This is a genomic window from Armatimonas rosea (assembly GCF_014202505.1).
Classification (GTDB): Bacteria; Armatimonadota; Armatimonadia; order Armatimonadales; family Armatimonadaceae; genus Armatimonas; species Armatimonas rosea.
Genome location: NZ_JACHGW010000001.1, coordinates 107,940 through 118,504, shown reverse-complemented (window position 1 = coordinate 118,504; position 10,565 = coordinate 107,940). Strand labels below are relative to the sequence as shown.

At 63.2% G+C, this 10,565-nt stretch carries 13 protein-coding genes; 2 read left to right on the top strand and 11 right to left on the bottom strand.

What is annotated here, in order from left to right:
• The first annotated feature begins 14 nt into the window (after positions 1 to 14).
• Positions 15 to 827 carry a TIGR00282 family metallophosphoesterase gene (locus tag HNQ39_RS00475; RefSeq protein WP_184191831.1) on the top strand — a complete coding sequence of 271 codons (813 nt, stop codon included), beginning with the start codon at positions 15 to 17 and terminating at the stop codon, positions 825 to 827.
• Here the strand turns inward: HNQ39_RS00475 and HNQ39_RS00470 are convergent.
• The 4 genes from HNQ39_RS00470 to HNQ39_RS00455 are packed head-to-tail and all read right to left on the bottom strand — an operon-like array spanning position 824 to position 4,421.
• Complete coding sequence (locus HNQ39_RS00470) at positions 824 to 1,843, bottom strand: serine hydrolase domain-containing protein (protein ID WP_184191829.1); 1,020 nt, start codon at positions 1,841 to 1,843, stop codon at positions 824 to 826. The genes HNQ39_RS00475 and HNQ39_RS00470 overlap by 4 nt on opposite strands.
• A gap of 10 nt (positions 1,844 to 1,853) precedes the next feature.
• Positions 1,854 to 2,975 (bottom strand): hypothetical protein, encoded by a 1,122-nt coding sequence (locus HNQ39_RS00465; protein ID WP_184191828.1) that lies wholly within the window; start codon positions 2,973 to 2,975, stop codon positions 1,854 to 1,856.
• 10 nt (positions 2,976 to 2,985) lie between these two features.
• A complete protein-coding gene (locus HNQ39_RS00460) occupies positions 2,986 to 3,918 on the bottom strand; it encodes a FecR family protein (protein WP_184191826.1) in 933 nt (310 codons plus the stop codon).
• On the bottom strand, positions 3,915 to 4,421 hold the full coding sequence (locus HNQ39_RS00455; protein WP_184191824.1) for an RNA polymerase sigma factor: 507 nt from the start codon (positions 4,419 to 4,421) through the stop codon (positions 3,915 to 3,917). Before HNQ39_RS00455 ends, HNQ39_RS00460 begins: the two co-directional genes overlap by 4 nt.
• Positions 4,422 to 4,521: 100 nt before the next feature.
• Here HNQ39_RS00455 and HNQ39_RS00450 point away from each other — a divergent pair, with 100 nt between their 5' ends.
• Positions 4,522 to 5,649: a S1C family serine protease gene (locus HNQ39_RS00450; protein WP_184191822.1), complete on the top strand. Its 1,128-nt coding sequence runs from the start codon at positions 4,522 to 4,524 to the stop codon at positions 5,647 to 5,649.
• Positions 5,650 to 5,656: 7 nt separating this feature from the next.
• Here HNQ39_RS00450 and HNQ39_RS00445 read toward each other — a convergent pair whose 3' ends face one another.
• Genes HNQ39_RS00445 through HNQ39_RS00415 form a run of 7 tightly spaced genes read right to left on the bottom strand, consistent with a single transcriptional unit; the run spans position 5,657 to position 10,432 of the window.
• A complete protein-coding gene (locus tag HNQ39_RS00445) occupies positions 5,657 to 6,226 on the bottom strand; it encodes a hypothetical protein (RefSeq protein ID WP_184191820.1) in 570 nt (189 codons plus the stop codon).
• A 12-nt stretch (positions 6,227 to 6,238) separates the two neighbouring features.
• On the bottom strand, positions 6,239 to 7,003 hold the full coding sequence (locus HNQ39_RS00440; protein WP_184191818.1) for an HAD family hydrolase: 765 nt from the start codon (positions 7,001 to 7,003) through the stop codon (positions 6,239 to 6,241).
• Positions 7,004 to 7,031: 28 nt separating this feature from the next.
• Complete coding sequence (locus HNQ39_RS00435; RefSeq protein ID WP_184191817.1) at positions 7,032 to 7,295, bottom strand: hypothetical protein; 264 nt, start codon at positions 7,293 to 7,295, stop codon at positions 7,032 to 7,034.
• Entirely contained in the window at positions 7,289 to 7,924 is a 636-nt protein-coding gene (phoU, locus tag HNQ39_RS00430; RefSeq protein ID WP_184191815.1) for a phosphate signaling complex protein PhoU, read from the bottom strand. The genes HNQ39_RS00435 and phoU overlap by 7 nt, the downstream gene beginning before the upstream one ends.
• A 47-nt stretch (positions 7,925 to 7,971) precedes the next feature.
• A complete protein-coding gene (locus tag HNQ39_RS00425) occupies positions 7,972 to 8,655 on the bottom strand; it encodes an ABC transporter ATP-binding protein (protein WP_184191814.1) in 684 nt (227 codons plus the stop codon).
• Positions 8,656 to 8,679: 24 nt separating this feature from the next.
• Positions 8,680 to 9,681, bottom strand: a complete 1,002-nt coding sequence (locus HNQ39_RS00420) for a ParB/RepB/Spo0J family partition protein (protein WP_184191812.1) — start codon at positions 9,679 to 9,681, stop codon at positions 8,680 to 8,682.
• Positions 9,611 to 10,432: an AAA family ATPase gene (locus HNQ39_RS00415; RefSeq protein WP_184191810.1), complete on the bottom strand. Its 822-nt coding sequence runs from the start codon at positions 10,430 to 10,432 to the stop codon at positions 9,611 to 9,613. Before HNQ39_RS00415 ends, HNQ39_RS00420 begins: the two co-directional genes overlap by 71 nt.
• Positions 10,433 to 10,565 lie beyond the last annotated feature (133 nt).

Sequence of the window (10,565 nt, the reverse complement as noted above, 5' to 3'; positions counted from 1 at the left end):
GAGAGAGCAGGTGCATGCGGATACTGTTTATCGGGGATATTGTGGGAAAACCGGGCCGAGAGGCGGTGGCGAGCCTGCTTCCGGGCCTGAAAGAGGAGCTTGCGCCTGAGCTGGTGATTGTCAATGCGGAGAACGCGGCCGCCGGGCGTGGCGTGACCCGAGCGATCGTGCGGGCTCTCTTTGCCAGTGGAGTCGATGTGATCACGACCGGCAACCATGTCTGGGCCCGGACCGAGGAGCTGGGGCTGCTCGACGACGAGCCGCGGGTGCTTCGTCCTGGCAACTACCCACCGGGCTCACCGGGGCGCGGGTGGGGGGTCTTTCGCACCACACGCGGGAATCTTATCGCCGTGGTGAACTTAATTGGGCGGGCGCTGATGGAGCCGGTCGATGACCCGTTCCGCGCCATCGACGATATCCTGGCCGCTACGGCGCTCCAGACCCCGCTGTGTTTTGTGGACTTCCACGCCGAGACCACCAGTGAGAAGGTCGCTTTTGGCTGGCACTGCGCCGGGCGGGTCTCGGCGGTGGTGGGGACCCACACCCATGTTCAGACCGCCGACGAGCGCATCTTACCAGGGGGAACGGCCTACATCACCGATACGGGAATGTGTGGCCCCGAGGACTCGGTGATCGGGATGGAGGTGGAGGCGGCGCTGGCGCGGTTTCGCACGCAGCTCCCACACCACCTCAAGGTCGCCGAGGGAGTCGCAACCCTCTGCGGTGTCGTGATCGACCTCGACGACCAGACCGGCAAGGCCCATAGCATCCAGCGGCTTCGCCGGAGCGAGGAGCTCTACCCCCGCGAGCCCCAAGAGAAGCTCTAGGCACCTGGCTTTAGGTACTGGCGAATCATCAGGCCAATCGCAGCATCGCAGGCCTTACTGGCTTCGTCCCCGACAATATTCGTGGCGACAAGGGCCGCGAAGCGCCTCTTGGGAGCGACCCAGGCGACGCAGAAGTTCATGGTATTGCTCCCCGCATGGGTCAGCACGCGCCCTCCGCCCCAGCCACGCGACGTAATCACCCAGCCGCCGTTGTACTCCCCGCCCAAGACAGGGGTGGTGAGTGCGGCCATGGTCTCGGGGGAGAGGATTTTTTGATGGTCCGGATCGGCAAAGGCCGCGACAAACTTCGCCCACTCTCCCAGGGGGAGGTGCACCCTACCTGCCGGCCCCATCAGCGGCGGGTTGTCGGCCTTCTCGCGTGGGTCGATGGGGACGGGCTTCTTCTCCTCACACAGGTGCTGCCAGACCACGGGCGGAGCACCAAACCCTCCGCCTCGGATTCCCAGCTGCTTCCAGAGCCCCTCCGTAAGGAGCTGCTCCCAGGGCTTGCCCGTCAGACGCTCCACAACCACTCCTAAGATGGCGTAGCCCGCATTGGCGTACTGGTACTTCCCCACGGTCTCGTCGGGGAGGTCCGCGAGGCGCTCGCGGTACCACCGTGCGCGCTGCTGCATCAGAGGCCCCGTGAACTGGTGGAGATAGAGCAGGTTCTTGCCCTTGGGCTCATCGCGGGTAAGCCCCGCTTGGTGTGCCAGCAGGGTCTCGATTGTCGTGGCTTTCCAGGCGCTTGGTGTCTCGGGGAGAAGCTCGCCCAGGGTGCTCTTCAGGGTGAGCTTCCCCTTGTCGATCAGCTGCCCAATCAGGGTGGCGGTCATCGCCTTGGTCTCGGAGCCGAGGTGAAAGGCATCGCCCGGAAGGACGCGCTCGGTTCCCTCCCACTTGCGCATCCCCACGACGCCCACCTCTTGGGGCTTGCCATCGACCACCGCGACCATTCCTAGCGCGGGGAGGCCATGCTTTGCCCGTAGCTCCTCCAGCTTGCTCTCTTGTGTCATGACACGACGATCATACCCCGAGCCGGAGCTGCTCAGCCAGAGCACGCGCATCGCTCCGCCCTTTGGTGACGAGCTCCGTGGCCAGAAAGCGCTCGCACAGCGGCTTGAGAGAGGGGGTCTGCGCCAGGCGTCGCAGGATCGGCTCCAGGTAGCGGCCCTGAGCAGCAAGGGTGGCAAAGTGCTTCTCCGGGTTGCTGGCAAAGCCAAGGAGCGCCGCACGGACCAGGGCCTCACGCTTCTTAGTCAGCCCCTCGATTCGCCCAACCATCACCCGCACGAGCTGGTCGGGCTGAGGGCGCACATGCAGAGGGATAAAGCGGTCTGTCCAGGCCTGGGGCAGGATAAAAAGCACCCGGAAGCCATCGTGCTCAAAGTAGCTAGAGCGCCAGGTATTGACCAGCGCGCGGGCCTCATCGGGGAAGAGCCCACTCTGGATCAGGCCGCGTGTGAGATAGAGGGCTATCTCCTCGACGCTCCCAGGGCGAAGCCCTGTTCGCACGCCGTCGAGTATCTGCCCCGCCTTGAGCGCTATCACAGGCCGCCAGGTGAGCTTGCCCTGCTCGATATTAAGGAGGATCACCCGCTGGACAGGCACGTGCGCCACGAGTCGCCCGGCGTTTTTCTCCGGGAAGAGCTCCACCGGCAGGTTTGCCTTGCCCAGTCCCCGGTAGAAGAGAAAGCGCTCGACCTCGCCATTGCTGGTCACGGTCGCCGCCGCCGGGACCTGGCGGGCGAAGCGCCAGAGAGAGTCCGCCGCGAGCTCGGGCAGGCTGTCCGTGGGCGAGGGCGGCGCGAGCTGGGTGATCCACCCCAGATGCCCGTTGGTGTTGGGCGCAGAGCCGGAGAAACGCCCCGCGCTAGCAGCTGAGGGGAACCAGTGGGTCCAGGCTCCGCTGGGAAAGTCCACTCCCACCAGGACCTTGCGTGGCTTGTCGGTGTAGAAGTAGATCACCGGAGTCTCCCCCTTGAGTGTCGGCCACTTCGGAAAGACACTGTCTGCCTTTGCGGCGTGGACAAAGTCCGGGAGCGGGTGCTCCTCGTGCGACATTCCCTCCAGGGTGACTCCATTGGAGCCGGCGATCGCAAGGAAGGTTCCCCACTCGTGGACAATAAACGGTTGTGGTTTTTGCATCTGATTTCTCCTAGATTCCAAGCTGTGAGGCGCCTCCCCACAGTAGCTTAAGCTTGTCGCGCCAGAGCGCGAGGGCGTGTGAGTCGAGCGCGAGCACCTGCGCGCGGGTGACGCCTCTTGGGAGGGTCGTGAAGGTCAAGAGCTTGTCGAGAACCGCGGTGCGCTCCGCACCGCTGACTCGTGGCAGTAAGTGAAAGAGCGTGAGCGTGTCCTCGGGCTTTTTGAGAGCCTCCAGAAGGGGGGCAAGCGCATGGGTGCTGTCGTAGGTGAAGACAGCGGAAGACGCCGCCTCGAAGGCGGGGAGGGTCTGGTGGCTATCGCGTGTGATCACGACAAGGGCACCCGCCGGCACGAGAACGACGTTTTTATTCTTATCTTCCAGCTCAACATAGCCAGAGACCACCCGTAGCGCGGAGCCAAGACGACGCCGGAAAAAATAGAGCCAGGGCTCGTCGCTGGCGGAGAGCGTGTACTCACAGCCGAGGTCGGTCGCCGTGGCAAAAGGGGTCTCCACCACAAAGAGCCGCGGCGGCGCACTGACCTTCACCTTCAGCATGCCGGAGTCGAGCGCGAGGCGCTGGCGGGTTTTGTGGCTCTCGAGCACCCGGAGCCTGCCTTGGGGCTGGAGCTGAACACTGCCCACGCCCGCCGCCGTGAGGGTCAAGGGCTGACGCTTGGCCTCCAGCGCCTCTCCCAGAGCGAGAGGGCGGCCGTTCAGGTACCAGGCGGAGGGCGGCGCGTGAGGCCGAAGCATAAAAAATCCCGCGCCCACTGCGGCAGCCATAACCACAGCCACCCCGAGCGCAAAGTGGCGCTTCCGAGGTAGCCTCGCGCTCTGTCGGCTCTCCAGGCGCTCCCAGAGCCCCTCGGGCGCGGGGGTAAGTGACGCGGCTTCTTGGAGACGGCGTTCGACCTGCGTGCTTGGGGGTAAGTCTTTGTTCATGGTGATGAAGGCTCCTCTCCTAAGTACTTTTCGAGGCGCTTTAGCCCCCGGTGTAGGCGTGTCGCCACGGTTCCCGAAGGACAGCCCAGTGCGTCCGCGATCTCGTCGTAGCTCAGGCCCTCGAAGTAGCGCAGGAGGATCGGCGCTCGCAGGGCTTCCGGGAGGCTCTCCAAGGCTTCATGAAGCTCTCGGCGTGCGGAAAACTCGCTCACGGCGGCGGGCTCGGGGACGAGGCGCTGGGCACGCTGCCGCCGCCGGAGCTCGTCGCGGCAGATATTGACGGTCACCCGGTGCAGCCATGTCGTGAGCTTTGCCTCTCCCCGAAACTGCCCTAGCTTGCTGGAAAGTCGCACAAAGACCTCCTGGGTCGCATCTTCCGCCGCCGCTTGATCCCCGCTCAGGCAGGCGAGCGCGGTGCTAAAGACACGGTCTTTGTGGGCATCAAAGACCGTCTTTAGCTCTAGGCGTCCCTCGTGGCGGCGGGTGAGTAGCTCTCCAAGCATGGCGTTATCTCTTAGACGGTTCTCTCTCGCGTTTTCTTTCACCTTGGGGAACTTTGTTTGCGCTCTTGCGTATGAAAAAGACGAAAGGAACTCACTCAAAATGGCAGGTATTCGATTACTGAATCGGCCCGCGGCGACTCTGGGGACGCTGCTGGCAGGAGCGGTGGCAGGGGCGTGTCTGACGGCACGGGGGGGGAGCGTCGAGTCGCTCCTGCCAGGCAAGGCCGCGGTGGCGGCTCCGCCCTACTCCGCAGACAAAGAGCCCATTGTGCAGGCCGCGCGCCTTGCCTCACCCTCGGTGGTGGCGATCGACACGACCGCAAAACAGAGCCGGACGGTCTTTGACAGCCGAGAGGACTGGTTCTTTGGCCGGGGGCGGCGCGAGACACAAGAGGTCCCGACCGGCTCGGGCTCGGGGGTCTTGCTGGAGGGGGGCTATGTCCTCACCAACCAGCATGTCGTGGGCGATGCCGTGCAGACCGGGGGGAAGATCACGATCACCCTCACCGATGGCCGTGCCTTCTCTGCCCAGCCGGTGGGAGCGGACCGTGCGACCGATGTGGCACTCCTGAAGGTGCAGAACCCATCGCGGCTCCCCGAGGCACAGCTAGGAGAGAACGACTCGCTCCAGCCGGGGCAGACCGTGCTAGCGATCGGAAATCCGGTCGGGCTCTCGCACTCGGTCTCGGCGGGCGTGGTCTCGGCGCTGGGGCGACCCCTGGTGCTGGAGGACCGGACCTACGAGAACCTGATCCAGACCGATACCGCGATCAACCCGGGCAACTCGGGCGGGGCACTGGTGGACCTGGCAGGCAAGGTTGTCGGGATCAACACCCTCGTGCGCACCGATGCCCAGAATATCGGCTTTGCTATCCCCATCAAGACCGCGATGCAGATCGTCGACGAGCTCAAGCGCAATGGGAAGGTTCGCCGCCCCTTTGATGGCATCGTCCCAACGGAGCTGACGGCGCGTCTGACACGCATGCTACGGCTTCCGTCAGAGACCAAGGGAATTGTGGTGCGTGCGGTCTACCGGGACTCTCCGGCCGCAGACGCGGGGCTCCAGCAGGGCGATGTCCTGGTGAGCCTGGCGGGTCAAGCGATTAGTGATGAGGCGAGCTACCGGCGGGCCCTTGCGGGGCTACGGATCGGCCAGACTGTTGAGGCGGTCGTGATCCGCGACAACCAGCAGGGGACGGTCAAGCTACGGCTGGCGGAGGCACCCTAGCCTCTGCCTAGTCTTCGTCGTCGAGCACGGGACGCTGCTGGCGGCTATTGAGCTCCTCCACGAGGGCGCGTAGCTCCTCGGGGATACTGGTTTTCTTGGGGCTTGGGGCGGGGAGGGGGAGCGGCCGGGTCCAGCCATCGGGCAGGCGGTCGTTCTCCCAGCGGTTGCGTGCGCGGACCCGGAGCTCCCGGAGGGCGTCGTTGTCTTCCTCAGTGGACTCGAAGTGTAGCTCCACGGTCTCTCCCCGTGACTCGCGGTAGACAGCCTCCGCGATGGAGACATAGAGGACATCACCCCGCTGCACACTGGCTCCAGACGCCAGGTCGGGGTGTCCTATGGTCCGGGCTGGTTCCCGTTTGCGCGAACTGCTCACGATGATTAACCCTCCTGCTGTGGTACGAAACCGCGGTGTGTCTCCAGCGTGTTCTGGTCTCCCAAGGGGGCTCCCTGCTCCCTGGAGCCGCCCTCCGACAACGGTCAAGAGCCGTCGTGGGGGCGGTAGCACGAGCAGACCTGCGGGTCCCTGGTCGGGTGTCCAGAGACGTGGCGTCAGAAGCTCGGGCACACGTGCTAACATCTTGTTAAATCTCTAGCCAGCGCTTGTTACTCTAGTATCGGCGACCTTTGGCTCAGATGCAAGTCTTTTTCTCATTTGTACCTCACGAACGGGCTCTAGAGTCAGGATTTCCTCGAGTGCTCTAAGAGAGTAGGTTGCCTCCTCACAGGCAGCACTACCCACATAGACGCTGCACCAGCCCGCTGCGTTCGCCCCGGCGATATCGGCCTCGACCGAGTCTCCTGCAAACAGTAGTTCACTTTTCTCCAGCCCTAACAGCCCCGCCGTGTAGGCAAAGAGCGCGGGATCGGGCTTGGGTGCACCAAAGTCCACATCGGCGACGACCACCTCAAAGAACGAGTCCAGCCCGACCTGAGTGAGCTTGGCCCGCTGAAAGAGGGAGGGACCATTGGTGATGATGCCGAGGCGAAAGTCTTCCTTGAGCGCAGTCAGCAGCGCAATCGCTCCGGGGAGAGGCTGCAGGAGAGAATCCTCGGTGGTCTGGTAGCGCTCCCGCACGGCCGCGATGAGGCTTTGGTCGGAGAATCCCAGCAGTCCCAGCGCCTCGACCGTGAGTGCGTGACGAAGCTCCTCGGGGGGGAGGGTCTTTAGTTGCTGGTAGCCATCGCTGGGATAGCCCCAGAGGTTCTGATAGCCCTGCTTGAGAGCGCTCGCCAGCGCCAAGGGAGTGGTGCCGGGCAGGAGCGGCAGGGTCGCGGTGATCGCGGCGTGCATCGCGGCGGTGGAGTTGACGAGTGTATCATCGAGATCGAAGACGATCCCCTTCAGGCGGCCCATGCCTGGTTATACCGCATTTTAGGCGCTACTAGAGCTCAAACTCGTTGTCGTCGGCATCCACACGGGGGCGCACAAGGGTCACCCGCACGGAGTCCTCGACAAAGCGGGTGATCGCCTCTTCCTGTGCGAGGGCCGCGACTTGCTGCTGGAGCTGCTCGATCCGCGCTGTGTCTCCTCGCTCCCGGGCATCGGCGAGGCGCTCCTCTAGGGCGAGGCGCAGCTCACCCCAGGTTGAGGCGCGTGGGCTCCCCGCAAGGAACTCGTCGAGGATCTCTTCTTCGGGGTCTAGCACGTGAGGCTTACCTGCTCCGCGATATTGGTGCAGTGGTCGCAGACCCGCTCCAGATAGTGCGCTACAAAGAGGAGAGAGATCGCCTGCGCCACAGAGTGGGGGTCGGTCTCTAGGGTCTGCTTGAGCTCGTTACGCATGTGTTTATAGAGCGCATCTGCTTCATCGTCGGCCGCGATCAAGACTGGAGCCAGCTTTCGATCTCGCCGCACAAATGCATCTAGGGTCGTTCGGAGCATGTTCTGCGCCACCTCACCCAGGTGCGGAATATCGACGAGGGGTTTGTAGATCGCCTCTTGAGAGAGCCGGCGTGCCGCCTGTGCAATATCGACCGCGTGGTCCGCGATCCTCTCGATATCGCTCGCCACCCGAAGCGCCGAGGTAATATGGCGGAGCTCACTGGTGGAGGCCACTTTTCGTGCGAGCAGGCGCAGGCAGTACTCTTGCACATCGTGCTCAAGACGGTCTACGAGAGAGTCCCGCTCGATGACAGCGTCCGCAAGCTCGGTGTTCTGGCGAATGAGAGCGGTAATGGCATCTCCCACCATCTCCTCAGCGGCCACTCCCATTTCGAGGAGGGTTCGCCGGAGCTCCTTGAGTTCTTCCTCAAATGGTTGTTTTGACTTTGCCACGTGAGCCCAGTATATCAAAGACTGGCCACTCTCGCATTAAGACCATGTTAAGCGAGGAAAGACCCGGGGACCCCGAAGACCTCTTCCAGTACCTTGGTGGTGAGGAGCTCTTCGGGAGTCCCCTCTGCCAGGAGCCCTCCCCCGACCAGGAGAGCCAGGCGGTCGCACCACTTCCGTGCTAGGCGGAGATCGTGCAGGACCAGGGCGGCACTCCCCCCTTGTTGACAGTGCGCCTGCAGGTACAGCAGGAGCCGTCGCTGGTAGCGCGGGTCGAGGTGGGTGAGCGGCTCATCGAGCAGGAGGCAAGGCGCTCCTTGTGCCAACACCCGTGCAATCGCCGCGCGTCGCTGCTCCCCACCGGAGAGGCTTGTTAGCGGGCGCTCCCGCAGAGCAGGGAGCTCCATGGTGTCGAGTGCCTGCTCCCGCAGCTCTTCTGACCGAGCCCGGAGCCCGACAAGCTCCTCTACCGTGAAGGCAAAGGTGACACTCGTACTCTGGGGGAGATACGCGAGACGCTCGGCCCGCTCGTGGCTACTCCATCGCTGAAGAGGGATCCCGGCAAGGACAATCTCCCCTGCGTGAACGGCGAGATCTCCACTGAGACAGCGCAGGAGGGTCGTCTTGCCCGCTCCATTGGGGCCGATGATTCCGGTGAGCTGCCCTTCTGAAAGGGAAAGAGTCAGCTCCTGAAGCAAGGAGCTGACTCGAATGGACTGCGCGGAGAGCTGCATGGTAAATGTTTCACGTGAAACAAATTAGAGAGATCGACGGTTGGTGAGGAGGCCGGAGATTCGGCTGCCGCCGGTTTTTTGCGGTGTCTCTGCACTGGGCAGAGGGGCGGGTGGGGGATCTAGCCGCACCAGAAGCCCTTCAAGCTCCTCCGACGAGAAAAACTCCACCTCGATCTTGCCCTTGTCCTCGGTACCCGTGAGCCGGACGCGAGTGCCCAGTGCGGTTCTGAGCCGGTCTTCCAGGGCTTTCCAGTCCGCGGGAGTCACTTTAGAGGCCGCCGAGGCTGCTCCCGATGCGGGAGCCGGAGGCGGAGCCATCATGCGCTCGACATCGCGGACGCTGAGACCCTTGTTAACCGCCTGCTGGTAGACATCTTGCTGGCGCTTGAGAAAGCTGCCGTCTTGCCGGCTCTTGCGGTCTCCCAGGAGCGCACGGGCGTGCCCCTCGCTGATGTCCCCCTTCTCTAGGCTTACCTGGATGGTGGGAGGGAGCTCTAGCAGGCGAAGCGAGTTCGCAATGGCGGGGCGGCTCTTGCCAACCCGCTGCCCCATCTCCTCTTGTGTCCAGCCAAAGTCGTCCATCAGGCGACGGAAGGCACGGGCGGTCTCCATCGCCCCGATATCCTCACGAATGAGGTTCTCGATAAGGGCAAGAGCGAGCGTGTCCTCATCGGTGAGCTCCCGGATGACCACCGGGACCTTGACCAAGCCCGCTCGGAGCGCTGCCCGGTAGCGCCGCTCGCCCGCGACAATCTCATAGCCCCCCGCGATTCGAGGGCGCACAAGAATGGGCTGGAGGATGCCATTCGCCTTGATGGAGTTGGCAAGCTCCTCAAGCGGTCCCTCGTCAAAGCGCGTACGGGGCTGGTTGGGATTGGCATGGAGGCTCGCAATCGAGATCTCCTGCCCCGCGACAGGCAGCGCTAGCTCCCCGTCGATTCCTACCCCTAAGACATTAGCGGCGCCGCCACCAACGGGAATCAGATCGGCCAGACCCCGTCCCAGTACCCGTTTTCCGCTCGACATGCGCTATCAACTCCTTCGCAATAGATTCGTAGGCCAGCGCTCCCTTAGACTTGGGATCGTAGGCCGAGATGGGCTGTCCAAAGCTTGGAGCCTCAGAGAGCTTGATATTTCGTGGGACCACGGTGGGGGATACCGCCTCGCCAAAGTAGGACTTCACTTCCTGCATCACCTGATTGGCCAGGTTGGTTCGTCCATCAAAGAGGGTCAGCACCACGCGCCCAATCTCCAGATCGGGATTGAGTCCACGACGAACCCGGTCGATGATCTCGAGGAGCTGGGTAATTCCCTCCAGGGCAAAGTACTCACACTGGAGCGGGATAATAACCTGGTTTGCCGCGGTGAGGGTGTTGACGGTAATCATCCCCAGTGAGGGGGGAGAGTCGATCAAGACATAGTCATACTCGTCTGCGACCTCCGCGAGGGCTTTCTTGAGAATGTACTCGCGCTCGGTACGCGAGGCGATCTCAAGATCGGCTCCCGCGAGGTTGATGGTAGCAGGAACGAGATCCAGGTTGGGGATAGCAGTCTTGCGCCGGGTATCGGCGATACTGTCTCCCTGAACCAGGATCGAATAGGCGTCCTTCTCCACCTCAGCCCGGTCGATTCCCAGGCCGCTGGTGGCATTGCCTTGCGGATCCGTATCCACAAGCAGGACGCGTCGCTCCCGAGCGATATAGGCTGCCAGATTGATAGCCGTGGTAGTCTTACCGACGCCACCCTTCTGGTTGACGACGGCCCAAACAAGCGCCATAACGCGTTGTCTCCTCCCGTGGCACAGCATACCACATCTGTGCCACGTAAATGTTTCACGTGAAACATCTGACGCAAAAAGAGGCAGGTCGGGGCAACCTGCCCGACCTGCCTCTCATAAAAGACGGCTCTCT

What these genes read in the sequence shown, in the direction of transcription:
- HNQ39_RS00425 (WP_184191814.1), bottom strand. Translation starts at nt 8,655, where the DNA reads ATGCAGCTCTCCGCGCAGTCCATTCGAGTCAGCTCCTTGCTTCAGGAG.
- HNQ39_RS00445 (WP_184191820.1), bottom strand. Translation starts at nt 6,226, where the DNA reads ATGTTAGCACGTGTGCCCGAGCTTCTGACGCCACGTCTCTGGACACCC.
- HNQ39_RS00465 (WP_184191828.1), bottom strand. Translation starts at nt 2,975, where the DNA reads ATGCAAAAACCACAACCGTTTATTGTCCACGAGTGGGGAACCTTCCTT.
- HNQ39_RS00415 (WP_184191810.1), bottom strand. Translation starts at nt 10,432, where the DNA reads ATGGCGCTTGTTTGGGCCGTCGTCAACCAGAAGGGTGGCGTCGGTAAG.
- HNQ39_RS00420 (WP_184191812.1), bottom strand. Translation starts at nt 9,681, where the DNA reads ATGTCGAGCGGAAAACGGGTACTGGGACGGGGTCTGGCCGATCTGATT.
- HNQ39_RS00440 (WP_184191818.1), bottom strand. Translation starts at nt 7,003, where the DNA reads ATGGGCCGCCTGAAGGGGATCGTCTTCGATCTCGATGATACACTCGTC.
- HNQ39_RS00475 (WP_184191831.1), top strand. Translation starts at nt 15, where the DNA reads ATGCGGATACTGTTTATCGGGGATATTGTGGGAAAACCGGGCCGAGAG.
- HNQ39_RS00450 (WP_184191822.1), top strand. Translation starts at nt 4,522, where the DNA reads ATGGCAGGTATTCGATTACTGAATCGGCCCGCGGCGACTCTGGGGACG.
- HNQ39_RS00460 (WP_184191826.1), bottom strand. Translation starts at nt 3,918, where the DNA reads ATGAACAAAGACTTACCCCCAAGCACGCAGGTCGAACGCCGTCTCCAA.
- HNQ39_RS00455 (WP_184191824.1), bottom strand. Translation starts at nt 4,421, where the DNA reads ATGCTTGGAGAGCTACTCACCCGCCGCCACGAGGGACGCCTAGAGCTA.
- HNQ39_RS00470 (WP_184191829.1), bottom strand. Translation starts at nt 1,843, where the DNA reads ATGACACAAGAGAGCAAGCTGGAGGAGCTACGGGCAAAGCATGGCCTC.